Raw genomic sequence first — 13,986 nt, 5'->3', positions numbered from 1 at the left:
ACTCTATAGATTGATTGATCTAAGCTTTATTGGGCTCTGACTTACTAAGACCTAATGCTACTGTTGAGGTATGACGATTAGCAATACTTTTTGGTAATTTATTGTCAACAGATTCTAAAGTAAAGCGCATTTTACTATTTACTAAGGCTTCTATATGAGTTCCGTGCGGAGGATACTCCCAGAAATAACCTTTAAGGCCCTGGAAAATCGATTGTGTTAACCGTGTTTGATAGTATGAGCTTGTTAAGTTATGCTCTTCACGCGGATTAGTAATAAAACCTGTTTCAATTAATATAGACGGAATATCAGGCGATTTTAATACCATAAAACGAGCTTGTTCAACTTTGTTATTATGTAATTTAGTTAACGTATTTAAATTTCGTAATACTTTTTCTCCCATGTGTAGACTAGCCCCAATTGTAGCAGTTTGTGATAAATCAATAAGGACTGTACGTACAAGGCCACTTTGATCATCTAAATCTGCTAAGTTCACACCGCCTAACTCTGAATAATTTTCCTTTTCTGCTAACCAACGGGCCGCCTCACTTGTCGCGCCTCGTTGTGATAGAGCAAAAACAGAAGCGCCGCTAGAGTCACGATTGATAAAGGCATCAGCGTGAATTGAAATAAAAACATCACCATTGTATTTTCTTGCAATGGCTAAACGCTCACGCAAACCAACGTAATAATCACCATTGCGAGTCAATACGGCGCGCATACCAGGCTGTTTATCTATAATTTGCTTCAATTTTGTTGCAATAGATAACGTTACATTTTTCTCTGCTGTACGCCTAGGACCAATAGCACCAGGATCTTTGCCGCCATGACCAGGATCTAGAACTATAATAACATCCCTTAATGGTTTTCTAATTTGTTTAATAGGTAATGGGGATAGAGGCGGCACATTTTTTATAGACTTTGTTAAAAGCTCTAAATGATTAGCTGAAATATTTAAAGAAAAACCATTACGATTTTTGGTTAACCTATTCCATGGTTTAGTATCAAGCATTACTTTATTTGCTACTTCAAAAACCAAGCGTAAGGTATGTTTATTCTGATAACCACTACGAACCCGAGTAATTAAATTTGTATTTAAACTAAGCTTACGTAAATCAAAAGCAAGTTCTGTATTTTCTAAGTCAACAACGACACGATCTGGATTGGTTAAAGTAAATACTTTATGGTTGATGGCCTTATCTAAGTTAAATAATAAGGATGCCTTACCTGCGTTCTGTTTTATTTCAATTCCCTTTAACTTAGCAGCATTTAGGGTTAAGTTAAAAAGTATGCATAAAGAAAACACTATTATCTGTATTCTCATCGTTTACCTATAAGGCAAGATAAAATTTGTTCCCCAATAGAGTTACCTGCTTCAATAGTCATTTGCCGCCCACTATCCTCGACAATTTCTAAACTGAGACGAAGATCAGCATTTAATAACTTATGTGGTGCTCTTTCTGGCCATTCTATACAACAAATCGTATTTTCACCGAAATATTCATTAAAACCAATATAATCAAGTTCAGACTCTTCTACTATACGATACAGATCAAAATGGTGAATTTGCAAGTTTTGACATGCATAACTTTCAACTAATGAAAAAGTTGGGCTTTTAATTGCTGATGTAACACCTAATTCTCGTAGCATGGCACGAATAAAAGTTGTTTTACCACTACCCATATCCCCTTTAAACGTACAAATAAAGGGCGCAGTTAGACAATGTGCTAAGCACCTAGCTTGCTGCTCGCAATTTTCCTGATTAGGCAAATAAATAATCTGTTTATGCATAAATAAATTGCTATACGGTTAATGTATTAACTAAAGTTCGCAAATAAGGCATTAAATCACTTGCGATTAAACCTCGTTCCCCTTTATCCTGAACCGCTTTATCAGCCGCACTTGCATGTAACCATACGCCTAATTTAGTCGCATCAGCAAGTGCTAGCTTTTGCGCGCATAAACCAGCAATAACCCCACTCAATACATCGCCCATACCAGCAGTAGCCATACCTGGATTCCCCGCGCGACATAGGTAAGTTTCTGGCTCATCCGTTCGGATTAAAGAGCCAACGCCTTTTAAAACTACATTGCCACCAAATTTAGCTTGTAGATGATTAACCGCCTCATAACGATCAGATTGCACTTCTTGCGTTGAGCACTTAAGCAAGCTTGCTGCTTCCCCTGGATGAGGCGTTAGGACCCAATTATCATCATATTGGGGTGACTCAGCAAGTAAACGAAGTGCCGAAGCATCAATAATCATAGGTAGTTGCGAAGTAATAACTTGATTAAATAAGTCTTGCGCCCACTGATCTGTTCCTAGACCAGGTCCAATCACACAAACAGTCGCTTTAGCGAGCAAAGCAAGAATGTCTTTTGCTTCCTCTATACCATAAATCATTACTTCCGGTAAATTAGCTATTGCTTGTTTAGCATAATGTGATTGTGTTGCAATAGTTACTAAGCCCGCCCCGACTCTTAATGCAGCTTGAGCTGTTAAACAAATGGAACCTGGCATGCCATACCCACCACCGATAACTAATATATGACCAAAATCTGTCTTATGACAATTTTTAGGTCTTTTAGGTAGTAAAGAAACAAATTCGGATTTTTCTAATATGTAACCACTTGGAGCAAGCTGACTTAAACAATGCTCTAATTTCAAATTATTTAAAATGATTTTCCCGCAATAATCTGGGCCGTCTAGAGTCATCATACCTAATTTATAACCAATAAAGGTTATTGTTGCTGTGGCTCGAACACAGTCACCCATAATAGCACCTGTATCAGCATTCAGTCCTGACGGAACATCAATAGCAAGCACAGGCAAACCACTTTCGTTAATTTGATCAATTGCACTCAATATAGGCTCTTTAACTAAGCCTTTTAAACCAATGCCTAATAGCGCATCAACGATTAAGTCAGCATCATCTTCTATCATTTCATCCATATAATGACAGGCAACACCAGCATCTATCGCCTCTAGGGCAGCTTTTTGAGCAACAGGTGGAAGCTGATCAAGGGATTTATATTGATTAATAATCACTGAATAACCAGCTTGATGAGCAAGGCGAGCCACTATATAACCATCACCGGCATTATTACCACTACCACAGTAAACAATGATTTTTTGGACGGTAGGGAATAATCGCTTTAATGATTTAAATGCCGCAACACCTGCTAGAGACATGAGTTCTGACTCAGTCATTTGATAATCTACCGTTGCAGCCCGCTCACAATCTCTAATTAAGTTAGTATGAAAAAGCGCAATATCCGATGTCATGCTGACTCCACAATCTTGTGAATTATATATAGCGTCACCTACTAAGCTGTATACTGTGCTGCAAGTTCGCTCAGCTCAGACATGTACTCCTATGTAAAATCCTTCGCGACGCTATAGCTTGGAGACTTAATAGAATCAAATTCTTATTAATTTAATACTATCGCGTTGATGTTTACATTATTCTAACTTAATACATAAAATAGAATAATGTAAAATACATTTAGATAATTATGAAGCAAAACATGCTCTACTAAGATTCATCCTTTTTAATTAATTTTAAGGCGGGCCTATTTCGACCTTTTTGTTCGTTGACATTAGCGGGAGGAACTGCTGGCTCATTATATTCTTCCCCAAATTCCATACCTCGGCCATTCTCTTTAGCATAAATTGCTAAGATAGCTCCCGGAACAACAAAAATTTGATGTGTTACACCAGAAAAACGTGCAGTAAAAACAACACGATCATTTTCTAAATGCAATCCTCGGCAGGCCTGTGGCGAAATATTGAGTACAATTTTGCCACCATTGACATATTCCTGCGGCACTTGTACGTTAGGATATTCCGCATTAACCAAAATATGAGGAGTAAGATTATTATCTACAATCCAATCATATATAGCTCGAATTAGATAAGGTCTGTTTGAGGTCATTGTCATTTTATGCTGCCCGTAATTGTCGCTCAGTTTCTGTTAAACTAGCTTGAAACGAATCACGCTTAAATAATCGCTGCATATAAGCATGTACTCCTTTTACTTGCTCAGGAATTATAATACCTAATTGTGGTAACCGCCACAATAAAGGAGCTAGTGCACAATCTAGTAAGGAAAATTCCTCGCTAAGGAAATAGGGTTTATCTGCAAAAACGGGCTCTAGGCTCACCAAACTTTCTAGTAAATGTTGGCGTGCTTCTTCAGCCTCGTCATCTTGTTTAATTCGCTGTAATAACTTATACCAATCTTCTTCAATTCGATGCATCATCTTGCGAGCTTCTGCACGAGCAACAGGATAAACTGGCAATAAAGGTGGATGAGGGAAACGCTCATCTAGATATTCCATAATGATTCTAGCTTCATAAAGAACAAGCTCTCGATCAATTAAAGTAGGAACTGTGCCATACGGATTAATATTGAGTAAATGCGTATTGACCTCACCTTGCTTTGCAGGAAGAATTTCTACATTAACCCCTTTTTCTGCTAGAACTATGCGAACTTGATGACTGTAAACATCATCATTATCTGAGTAAAGTGACATAATAGTGCGCTTTGCTACAATAGCCATTACGGACTCCTCGTCGATCGTTAATTGTGCTTAAGGCTTGTCAAAAGGCGACATTTTAACACAAATTTCATTATGATGTTTATTAAAGATGAATTTTTCACTTTTTTTGCACTTAATATTTCTACTGTTTCCAGTAATCCTTAATTAAATCTCCCCCTATACTTGCAGCAAAGATTATAACAATTAGTGAGGTAGACGCTGCCAGTAGCTTCTTTTAAGGAGATAGACGATAATCAAGAAGATACTTAAAAAAGCAATAATAAAAACTCCTATCCTATAACGTGTTAACTGGACGGGCTCACCCACATAGGCTAAAAAATTTACTAAATCTTCAATAGCATTATCGAATTCCTGAGTAGTCATCTCACCATCAGTAATTTTCAGTAGATGCGTAATAGGACCTAATTTTTGGTTATTTTCTCTTATTGCAATCATTTGCCCCGCTAAGGGTGCCAATACATTAGGCATTGCTACACCAGGAATTAATACATTATTACTACCAAAAGGACGAGTTGGATCGGCATAGAAACTTTTTAAGAAAGTATATAGCCAAGATGGTCCTCGTACGCGCGCAATTAAAGATAAGTCAGGAGGAACTGTACCAAACCATTGTTTAGCATCTGCAGCCGGTAATGCTATTTCAATCGGATCATGTAGCTTGGCCTGTGTAAAAACTAAGTTATTGAACAATAAATCTTTATCTACTTCACCATCAAAGGTCGTTAAACCCAAATCATTGGCCATTTGATTGTAACGCATATATTTTAAAGAATGACAACCTGAACAATAATTCATGAAAAGTTTCGCGCCTCTTTGCAAACCTTCTTGGTCATGTAAATCTATTTCTACAGGCAGCATGCGGACATCTTCGTTTTCAAGTGCATAAGAAATTGATACTATCGTCAAACTAATGAATACAATCATTATTTGTTTAAGAGAATTTTTGCAAAACTTGATTAGATATTGTGACAAGCTAACTACAAGTCCAATACATTTGTAGGTCGAGTGAGTTTGAGCACTGCTGAAACTTAACAATGGGTCGCTGCAGAAGAGTTTCATAAGCAGTTTTATCTTCATCGGCTAATCCTTAGCGGTACTGTCTTACATCTTTCGATGCGTGTATAAAAGGGCATTAAGAAAAAATAAGCAAAATAGATAAAAGTGAATATACGGGCTAGATACTGTCTATTTGTTGTTACAGGCACTGTACCTAAGTATCCTAAGCTTATGAAACTAATTACAAATAGAGCAAGTGCAATACGTGAATAATATCCTTTATATCGCATTGACCGAACCTTGCTTCTATCTAACCAAGGTAAGAAAGCAAGAATGAAAATTGATGCAATCATAGCAATGACACCCAATAATTTATCAGGAATAGCACGTAATATCGTATAAAAAGGCGTCATATACCAAACTGGCGCAATATGTGTAGGTGTAACCATAGGATCAGCTGCCGTAAAATTAGCATGCTCTAAAAAATAACCATGCATTTCTGGCGCAAAGCAAACTATTGCAAAAAACAAAATTAAAAAAATCATTAATCCGACTGAATCTTTCACAGTGTAGTAAGGATGAAAGGGAATACTATCTATTGGCTTACCATGTTCATCTAGCGTTTTCTTAATCTCAATACCTTCGGGATTGTTTGAGCCTACTTTATGTAGCGCAACAATATGAAGAAAAACAAGTAATAAAAGTAAGATAGGTATACCAATTACATGCAGAGCAAAAAAACGCTGTAAGGTCGCATTAGCTACCGTATAATCACCTCTAAGCCAGACAACTAGACTATCGCCCACAAAAGGAATAGCGCCAAATAATGAAGTAATAACTTGTGCTCCCCAATAGGACATTTGCCCCCAAGGCAACAGATAGCCAAAAAAAGCTTCCGCTAATAGCAATAAAAATAAAGCCATACCTAAAAGCCAAATTAATTCACGCGGCTTTTGATAAGAGCCATATAAGACTCCCCTAAACATATGAATATAAACAACAATAAAAAAAGCCGATGCACCGGTAGAGTGCATGTAGCGCAAGAGCCAACCATAATTAACATCACGCATAATATATTCAACGGACGCGAAAGCTTGGTTAGCTGAGGGTGTATAAAACATCGTTAACCATAAACCAGTCACAATTTGGTTTATTAATACAATGGTCGCTAATGAGCCAAAAAAATAGAAAAAATTAAGATTTTTTGGTGCTGGGTATTCACTAATATGACTTTTCCAGGTACTAAGCAATGGAAAACGCTCATCAACCCAATTTATCAAACCCCGCATAGATCACCTATCCTTGTTGCTCATCTTCGCCAATTATAATGACATGATCATTAACAAAACGATATGGAGGTACCTCCAAATTAATAGGCGCAGGAACGCCTTTAAAAACCCTTCCCGCCAGATCAAAGGTGGAGCCATGACAAGGGCAGTAAAAGCCACCACGCCAATTTGGCCCTAATTCATTAACCTGCGGTGTATATTTAGGAGAACACCCTAAATGAGTACAAATACCCACTAATACTAAGTATTCTGGCTTTATAGATCGATATTTATTTTTAGCATAAGAAGGTTGCTGTTCAACCAAAGATTCTGGATCGCGTAGTTGATCTTCAGCGCCCGCTAATTGCTCCAGCATGGCTTTGGTACGGCGTATTATCCACACAGGCCGACCTCGCCACTCAATAGTAGCTTGCTGTCCAGGTTCAAGTTTACTTAAATCCACTTCAACAGGTGCGCCTGCCGCTTGTGCTTTTGCACTTGGCAACCATGATGATATAAAAGGAGTTAATGCACAAGCAGCGCCAATACCGCCTAACACGCCCGTTGCTGTTAAAAGAAATTTGCGTCGCTTTTCATCAATCTCTTCCTGAGAAAGGAGCACATCAGGGGTATGCTCATTATCATCTGTCACTGTTTATCATCCTTTATGGGTATTAAACTCATTAACACTAACATGTATTTATAAGTAATGTTACTTTAATTCTTAACGTATAAATAAATTTGAGCATTACAGTATTATAAATGCAAGTTATATCAAAGAATTAATAAGGGTGGAAGAGCTAAAAACGATGGAAAAATTAAACGGAATATTACTTTGAAATAGTTGGAAACATTGAAGGGTCAATATGATTTTAAATAAATGAAATCCACTTTTATTTAAAATTAATTAAATAAAATGGACTTCATTAAAGTGTCATTATTTAAATCTATACAGTAAGTATAAACTTAATATTAACGTTTAGAGTACTGAGTTGCGCGACGAGCTTTGTGTAAACCAACTTTTTTACGCTCAACACGGCGTGAATCACGAGTTAGTAAGCCACGAGCACGTAATTTTCGGCGATAAGAATCATCATTTAATTCAGCATCTTCAGCTAAGTCATGCTCATCATATTCCACAAGAGCACGAGCTATACCTAAACGCACTGCTCCAGCTTGGCCAGAAATTCCACCGCCAACAACTGTTGCATAGATATCAAACTTTTCCACCATATCTACAGTTTCTAAGGGCTGACGAACAATCATACATGATGTTTCACGGCCAAAATAATCCTCTAATTGACGATTATTAACTATAATATTACCTTTTCCGGGACGTAAGAAAACTCTCGCTGTTGAGCTTTTTCGGCGACCAGTACCATAGTATTGCTGCATTTCAGCCATAATACTTATTCCTCAATCTCAAGTTCTTTAGGTTGCTGCGCGGTATGCGGGTGTTCACTACCAGCATAAACTTTTAGCTTACGGTACATTTGTCTACCTAATATATTCTTAGGTAACATACCTTTTACTGCTAACTCTATAATCCGCTCTGGATGACTCTCTTGTAATTTATCAAAAGAAGTCTCTTTAATACCACCAGGATAGCCAGAATGGCGATAATAAATTTTATCTTTAAATTTCTTTCCAGTTACGGTAATTTTGTCAGCATTAATAACTACGACATAGTCCCCTGTATCAACATGAGGAGTATATTCTGCTTTATGTTTACCGCGTAGACGGCGCGCAATTTCAGTTGCAACACGGCCTAATACTTTATCAGTTGCATCAATTATATACCAGTCACGCTTCACTTCGTGAGCTTTGGCGCTAAATGTTTTCATCAAATAACTCCATACCGCTTCGTAAGAATTGGTAATCTTCTAATTATGAAGGGGCGATTTTAACTAAAACTACCGTAACCTACAAGTAAAATACATCAAAACTTGTATAGATTCTAAGATCTAAGGTGATTATTCTTTATTCATCTAAGCTAATTTAAGATTATTTATTTACTCTTATGGGTATAGCTACGCAAAAGCTAACATGAATTTGACATAAAATATAAGAATATATTTTATGTCAAATTTATTTATGTTTAACCTGCATCCCATACAAATGCTTCACATTTTACGGGATAACGTTCGTTTAGCGCCATAAAAGAGCCTAGGTCTCTTTTATGGCGAACTCACGTTAATTAAGCAAATCCGGTGAGCTATCAATAAGTAGCTGAGGAACAATTTTATTGTTCATTAAATGGTTTGCAATAATTCTATCAATATCGTCAGTCGAAGCGTATCGATACCATACTCCCTCAGGGTAAACAACAATACATGGTCCTAAACTACAACGACCTAAGCAGCCTGATTTACTTACACGAATTTTTCCTGGACCAAATAACTCTAGCTCTAGTAACTTAGCTCGAAGATATTCAAAAAACTCTTCACCGCCTGTATTAGCACAGCACACCTTGCCAGCTGCTTTTTGATTTGTACATACAAATACATGTTTTAGATAGTGACTCAAATTATTATTTACCTCTTTCTTCTATTCTTGTTTTAAGTTTAAGGCCAGGTTTAAATGTCACTACCCGACGAGCTACCACAGGAATTTCTTGACCCGTTTTAGGGTTACGTCCTGGGCGCTGCGGCTTATCTCGAAGATTAAAATTACCAAAACCTGACAACTTTACATGCTGTCCATTTTCAAGAGCATATCTGATAGTTTCAAAAAACTGTTCAACCATTTCCTTTGCGTCTTGTTTACCTAGGTTTAACTCAGAAAACAAAGTCTCAGCAATCATCGCTTTACTTAGAGCATTCACGGTTAGTCCCTCAATGTAATTGTAAATTTATCAGTTAGTTCCTTGATTATAGCACTAATTATTTCATTGATCTCTTCATCAATCAATGTTCGATTATTATCTTGTAATGTTATGGCAATTGCCAAACTCTTTTTGTCTGCTGGAATAGCTTTACCTGTATAGACATCAAAAATATCAAATGACTTTAATAATTGTGGATTAACGACCCGCATAACAGCCAATTTAATCTCCTCAGCGGTCACTTGCTTGCTAACTAAAAAAGACAAATCACGTCGAATTTGTGGATATTTAGAGATTTTACGATAATGTGCAATTGTACTTGTAGTCAATGCCTGGGTTTTTAGCTCAAAAAGAATAACCTCATCTGTAAGATCAAGCGCATCGGCTAAACGTGGATGTAGCACACCGCACCAACCAATTGTTTGATTTTGCCAAATAATCTCAGCTGTCTTACCAGGATGTAAGGCAGAGTGTTCGCTCGCCTTAAAGCACACATCATTTAAGTGCAATAAACGAAATAATGTTTCTAAATCGCCTTTTGCATCATAAAAATCAAGTTTACGTTTTTCTTCTAACCAATTTAAGGGCGCATATTCACCCGTTAATAAGCCAGCTATGCAATTTTCTTCTTGAATTTTTCCATCTTTAGAATTAAAAACAACGCCATTCTCGTAAAATTTAATAGTTGTTTGCTGCCGATGAATATTATGAATCATAGATGCAATTAAGCCGGGCCACATACTAACTCGCATTTGTGATAATTCAGAAGAAATTGGATTTAAGAGACTTAATGCTTCCATATTAGGACAAATGATACGCTGTAACTCTGGATCAACAAAGCTATAACTTATTGTTTCGTAATAATTTCTTGCAGTAAAAAAGTGATTAAATTTTATTGATAAAACTTCTAAGGGGTTAATCTCGCCAGTTACTATAGGAGCTACCATCTTTTGCCCAGGAATACGGTCGTAACCATAAAGCCTTACTACTTCTTCTACTAAATCAACATCTAAATGTATATCAAAACGGTAGGAAGGTGCCATTACTTGCCATATATTCTCTTCCTCAATAATAGACATACCTAAATTTAGTAATATTTGCTTAATATCTGCTTCTGAAATATCTAGACCTGTTAGTTTTTTAACGTTTAAAGGGTTAAATTTAATAGGCTGATTAACAGGTAAAAATTGTGGTTCTTGCTTTAATGTAATAGGCCCTGCACATCCCCCAGCGATCTCTAGAATTAACGCACTAGCTCTTTCCATTGCTTTAACTTGCAAATTAGGGTCAACACCTCGTTCAAATCGCTGTGCAGAATCGGTAAATATACCAAATTTTCTTGCTACTTTTGCAATGACCGGAGGACTAAAGAATGCACTTTCTAAGAAAATATCGACTGTTGTTTCATTAACAGCGCTTTGTGCACCCCCCATTACGCCAGCAACTGCAAGAGGCTCTTTATCATCTGCGATGAGTAATACGCCTTCTGGTAAGCTTAGCTGCTGACCATCAAGTAATTCAATAGTTTCATTTTTATTACTGTAGCGAACAACAATATCGCCCTTTAAGTAATTAAAATCAAAAGCATGCATTGGTTGACCTAGCTCTAACATTACATAATTTGTAATATCAACAATAGGATGAATAATTCGTTGTCCAGCTCGCCTTAAACGTTCTTGTATCCAAAGTGGCGTTACTGCTTGAGAATTTATACCCCGTATAACTCGGCCATAATATTGGGGACATGCCTCTAGGGCAGTCAAATTAACTGTTTTTACCTCATCAATTCTTGGTTTAATATCAGCAATAGCTATAGGTACTAAGCTTGATTGAGTTAGAGCAGCTACTTCTCGGGCTACACCGATAACACTTAAGCAATCGGCACGATTAGGCGTTAGATCAATATCTAAAACACTGTCGTTAAGCGCTAAGTAGTCGCGTAAATCTTTTCCTAATGGAGCTTCATTGGCAAGCTCAATAATACCCTCTGAAGTATCTAGCAGGCCTAGTTCTGCAGCCGAACAAAGCATACCTTGTGACAGCTCACCCCTAATTTTTGTTTCTTTAATTATCAAGTCATTAGGTAAAGTAGCGCCTATTTGCGCTAGAGCAACTTTTAAGCCTGCTCGCACATTCGAAGCGCCACACACAACTTTTAAACATTGTTCTTGGCCTATATCAACTTCACAAAGCGTTAATCTATCGGCTTGGGGATGAGGTTTTGTCTCAGTAACTTGCGCTACAATGACGTTATTAAATGTGCCAGCAACAGGATTAACAGCATCAACTTCTAACCCTGCCATGGTTAATACCGAGGCTAATTGCTCGGTATTTAACCCAGGATTGACCCATTCTCGTAACCAATTTTCACTTACTTTCATTGATTCATCCGCCTACTATCAGCTTACATAGTTAATTAACGTAAGTTTGCCATGAAAGAGCTAAAGGCTCTTTTATGGTGCTAAACGAACGTTATCCCGTAAAATGCGAAGCATTTGTACGGGATCCAGATTAAACATAAATAAGTTCGACATTAAATTAACGCCATTTTTTAGAATAAAACAAACTTATTCTGACAATAGCTGTTAACATTATAAAAGTTATTTGATGCTGAACTTACGTTAGTTATAGTTATCTAAAATTGCTTTAAAAAAGCTAGCTCATTTTCAAACATCATTCTTAAATCATCGATACCAAAATATAGCATTGCTAGCCTATCAATCCCCATTCCAAAGGCCCAACCTTGATAATGATCTATAGGAATATTTACAGCCTTTAAAACATTAGGATGGACCATACCACAGCCTAATACCTCAAGCCAGCCAGTGAACTTACAGGAACGGCAACCTTTACCAAAACATTGGGTACATTCAATATCCACTTCTGCAGAAGGCTCTGTAAAAGGAAAATAAGAAGGTCTAAAGCGTAGCGCTAACTCTCTACCAAAAAAATAAGCAAAGAAATCCTGCAGTAAGCCACGTAAATGAGTCAGAGTTGTTTGCTCATCTATTAATAATCCTTCAACTTGGTGAAACATTGGGGTATGCGTTAGATCAGAATCACAACGATATACACGACCAGGAGCAATCAGACGTAGAGGTGGTTGGCGCTGTTCCATTGTGCGAATTTGCACAGGAGAAGTGTGCGTTCTTAACAAATGGCCACTACCAAAGTAGAAAGTATCATGCATCGCACGCGCTGGATGGTGGCTTGGAATATTTAAGGCCTCAAAATTATAGTAGTCTGTTTCAATCTCTGGACCACTAACGATGTCAAATCCCAACCGACTAAAATAATCATTAATCTGCTGCCTTACTTGGGTAATAGGATGCGAAGCACCATATTTATTCTGCCGCCCTGCCAAAGTAACATCAATTTGCTCGGCAGATAGCTTTTCCTTTAATTGCAATTCTTTTAAATGCAGCAGTTTATTTTCAATCTGTACATTAACTATTTGTTTAGCTTGGTTAACTAACTGGCCTACCTTAGGCCTTTCTTCAACACTTAATTTAGCAAGTGATTTTAAAATCTCAGTTAATTTACCTTTTTTACCCAGGTAATCAACTCGTATAGCTTCAAGTGTATTTATATCTTGAGCTTGTTCTATAGCTTCAATAGCTTGAAGTTGTAAGTCGGTGATATGTTGCATGATATTACCTACATGTAAAAAAGGAGGCAAAAGCCTCCTAGTCATCACGATACTAATACAATAAATTTAAAAATTAATTCTATTTTCGATTTAAACAAATTAATCTGATTTATTGCAGTGCTGCTTTTGCTTTCTCAGCAATGGCTGCAAAAGCAACTTTATCATATACAGCCATATCAGCGAGTACTTTTCTATCTAGCTCTATAGCAGCTTTCTTTAACCCATCAATCAAACGGCTATAAGATAAACCACATTCTCTTGCTTGCGCATTAATTCGGGTAATCCATAAAGCACGAAACTGACGTTTTCTTTGACGTCGATCCCGATAAGCATACTGACCAGCCTTAATAACTGCTTGTTTCGCTACCCGATAAGTACGACTACGGGCACCATAATAACCTTTAGCTTGATCTAAAACCTTTTTATGACGTGCTTTAGCTGTCACACCTCGTTTAACTCTTGGCATATCTAATCCCCCTTAACTACCGTGCAACATACGTTCAGCTAAACGCGCATCACATGCTTTTAATGTACCTGCTTCTACGCGCAATTGTCGTTTTTGTTTGCTCGATTTTTTAGTGAGGATATGATTCCTATAAGCACGACGACGCTTAATAGCACCACTTGCTGTCCTACGAAAACGCTTTTGAGCGCCTCGATGCGACTTTAATTTAGGCATAATTTTTACT

At 37.2% G+C, this 13,986-nt stretch carries 16 protein-coding genes; all 16 read right to left on the bottom strand.

Annotation, left to right across the window (positions count from 1 at the left end; translation table 11 throughout):
• Positions 1-19: 19 nt before the first annotated feature.
• The 16 genes from E1P04_RS11980 to rpmI all read right to left on the bottom strand — a co-directional run bounded on the left by E1P04_RS11980 (position 20) and on the right by rpmI (position 13,976).
• Positions 20-1,321: an N-acetylmuramoyl-L-alanine amidase gene (locus E1P04_RS11980; RefSeq protein WP_131783144.1), complete on the bottom strand. Its 1,302-nt coding sequence runs from the start codon at positions 1,319-1,321 to the stop codon at positions 20-22.
• A complete protein-coding gene (tsaE, locus tag E1P04_RS11975) occupies positions 1,318-1,788 on the bottom strand; it encodes a tRNA (adenosine(37)-N6)-threonylcarbamoyltransferase complex ATPase subunit type 1 TsaE (protein ID WP_131783143.1) in 471 nt (156 codons plus the stop codon). Before tsaE ends, E1P04_RS11980 begins: the two co-directional genes overlap by 4 nt.
• Positions 1,789-1,798: 10 nt before the next feature.
• On the bottom strand, positions 1,799-3,283 hold the full coding sequence (locus E1P04_RS11970; protein ID WP_131783142.1) for an NAD(P)H-hydrate dehydratase: 1,485 nt from the start codon (positions 3,281-3,283) through the stop codon (positions 1,799-1,801).
• Positions 3,284-3,533: 250 nt separating this feature from the next.
• Positions 3,534-3,938, bottom strand: coding sequence for a ClpXP protease specificity-enhancing factor (locus E1P04_RS11965; RefSeq protein WP_131783141.1), 405 nt, complete (start codon positions 3,936-3,938; stop codon positions 3,534-3,536).
• Between the two features lies 1 nt (position 3,939).
• Positions 3,940-4,560: a stringent starvation protein SspA gene (sspA, locus tag E1P04_RS11960; protein WP_131783140.1), complete on the bottom strand. Its 621-nt coding sequence runs from the start codon at positions 4,558-4,560 to the stop codon at positions 3,940-3,942.
• Positions 4,561-4,743: 183 nt separating this feature from the next.
• Positions 4,744-5,484 carry a cytochrome c1 gene (locus E1P04_RS11955; RefSeq protein WP_131783139.1) on the bottom strand — a complete coding sequence of 247 codons (741 nt, stop codon included), beginning with the start codon at positions 5,482-5,484 and terminating at the stop codon, positions 4,744-4,746.
• 149 nt (positions 5,485-5,633) lie between these two features.
• Positions 5,634-6,845, bottom strand: coding sequence for a cytochrome b (locus E1P04_RS11950; RefSeq protein ID WP_131783138.1), 1,212 nt, complete (start codon positions 6,843-6,845; stop codon positions 5,634-5,636).
• A gap of 7 nt (positions 6,846-6,852) precedes the next feature.
• Positions 6,853-7,476: a ubiquinol-cytochrome c reductase iron-sulfur subunit gene (gene petA, locus E1P04_RS11945; protein WP_131783137.1), complete on the bottom strand. Its 624-nt coding sequence runs from the start codon at positions 7,474-7,476 to the stop codon at positions 6,853-6,855.
• Positions 7,477-7,796: 320 nt separating this feature from the next.
• Positions 7,797-8,228: a 30S ribosomal protein S9 gene (gene rpsI / locus E1P04_RS11940; RefSeq protein ID WP_131783136.1), complete on the bottom strand. Its 432-nt coding sequence runs from the start codon at positions 8,226-8,228 to the stop codon at positions 7,797-7,799.
• 5 nt (positions 8,229-8,233) lie between these two features.
• Positions 8,234-8,668 (bottom strand): 50S ribosomal protein L13, encoded by a 435-nt coding sequence (gene rplM / locus E1P04_RS11935; protein WP_131783135.1) that lies wholly within the window; start codon positions 8,666-8,668, stop codon positions 8,234-8,236.
• Between the two features lie 349 nt (positions 8,669-9,017).
• Positions 9,018-9,350 carry a (2Fe-2S) ferredoxin domain-containing protein gene (locus E1P04_RS11930; RefSeq protein WP_131783134.1) on the bottom strand — a complete coding sequence of 111 codons (333 nt, stop codon included), beginning with the start codon at positions 9,348-9,350 and terminating at the stop codon, positions 9,018-9,020.
• A 4-nt stretch (positions 9,351-9,354) separates the two neighbouring features.
• The gene (locus E1P04_RS11925) at positions 9,355-9,648 is read right to left on the bottom strand and encodes an integration host factor subunit alpha (protein WP_115332103.1); all 294 of its coding nucleotides are present in this window, start codon (positions 9,646-9,648) and stop codon (positions 9,355-9,357) included.
• Positions 9,649-9,650: 2 nt separating this feature from the next.
• Positions 9,651-12,029 (bottom strand): phenylalanine--tRNA ligase subunit beta, encoded by a 2,379-nt coding sequence (gene pheT / locus E1P04_RS11920; RefSeq protein WP_131783133.1) that lies wholly within the window; start codon positions 12,027-12,029, stop codon positions 9,651-9,653.
• Positions 12,030-12,283: 254 nt separating this feature from the next.
• Entirely contained in the window at positions 12,284-13,297 is a 1,014-nt protein-coding gene (pheS, locus tag E1P04_RS11915; RefSeq protein WP_131783232.1) for a phenylalanine--tRNA ligase subunit alpha, read from the bottom strand.
• Between the two features lie 109 nt (positions 13,298-13,406).
• Positions 13,407-13,763: a 50S ribosomal protein L20 gene (gene rplT / locus E1P04_RS11910; RefSeq protein WP_131783132.1), complete on the bottom strand. Its 357-nt coding sequence runs from the start codon at positions 13,761-13,763 to the stop codon at positions 13,407-13,409.
• Between the two features lie 12 nt (positions 13,764-13,775).
• A complete protein-coding gene (rpmI, locus tag E1P04_RS11905; RefSeq protein WP_115332106.1) occupies positions 13,776-13,976 on the bottom strand; it encodes a 50S ribosomal protein L35 in 201 nt (66 codons plus the stop codon).
• Positions 13,977-13,986 lie beyond the last annotated feature (10 nt).

The sequence above is a fragment of the Legionella gresilensis genome, assembly GCF_900639865.1.
Taxonomy (GTDB): domain Bacteria; phylum Pseudomonadota; class Gammaproteobacteria; order Legionellales; family Legionellaceae; genus Legionella_C; species Legionella_C gresilensis.
Note: the sequence above shows the minus strand (reverse complement) of the source record. Positions and strands in the feature narration are given on the sequence as shown.

What these genes read in the sequence shown, in the direction of transcription:
- sspA (WP_131783140.1), bottom strand. Translation starts at nt 4,560, where the DNA reads ATGGCTATTGTAGCAAAGCGCACTATTATGTCACTTTACTCAGATAAT.
- pheS (WP_131783232.1), bottom strand. Translation starts at nt 13,297, where the DNA reads ATGCAACATATCACCGACTTACAACTTCAAGCTATTGAAGCTATAGAA.
- rplM (WP_131783135.1), bottom strand. Translation starts at nt 8,668, where the DNA reads ATGAAAACATTTAGCGCCAAAGCTCACGAAGTGAAGCGTGACTGGTAT.
- E1P04_RS11950 (WP_131783138.1), bottom strand. Translation starts at nt 6,845, where the DNA reads ATGCGGGGTTTGATAAATTGGGTTGATGAGCGTTTTCCATTGCTTAGT.
- E1P04_RS11970 (WP_131783142.1), bottom strand. Translation starts at nt 3,283, where the DNA reads ATGACATCGGATATTGCGCTTTTTCATACTAACTTAATTAGAGATTGT.
- pheT (WP_131783133.1), bottom strand. Translation starts at nt 12,029, where the DNA reads ATGAAAGTAAGTGAAAATTGGTTACGAGAATGGGTCAATCCTGGGTTA.
- rpsI (WP_131783136.1), bottom strand. Translation starts at nt 8,228, where the DNA reads ATGGCTGAAATGCAGCAATACTATGGTACTGGTCGCCGAAAAAGCTCA.
- rplT (WP_131783132.1), bottom strand. Translation starts at nt 13,763, where the DNA reads ATGCCAAGAGTTAAACGAGGTGTGACAGCTAAAGCACGTCATAAAAAG.
- rpmI (WP_115332106.1), bottom strand. Translation starts at nt 13,976, where the DNA reads ATGCCTAAATTAAAGTCGCATCGAGGCGCTCAAAAGCGTTTTCGTAGG.
- E1P04_RS11980 (WP_131783144.1), bottom strand. Translation starts at nt 1,321, where the DNA reads ATGAGAATACAGATAATAGTGTTTTCTTTATGCATACTTTTTAACTTA.
- E1P04_RS11965 (WP_131783141.1), bottom strand. Translation starts at nt 3,938, where the DNA reads ATGACAATGACCTCAAACAGACCTTATCTAATTCGAGCTATATATGAT.
- E1P04_RS11955 (WP_131783139.1), bottom strand. Translation starts at nt 5,484, where the DNA reads ATGATTGTATTCATTAGTTTGACGATAGTATCAATTTCTTATGCACTT.
- tsaE (WP_131783143.1), bottom strand. Translation starts at nt 1,788, where the DNA reads ATGCATAAACAGATTATTTATTTGCCTAATCAGGAAAATTGCGAGCAG.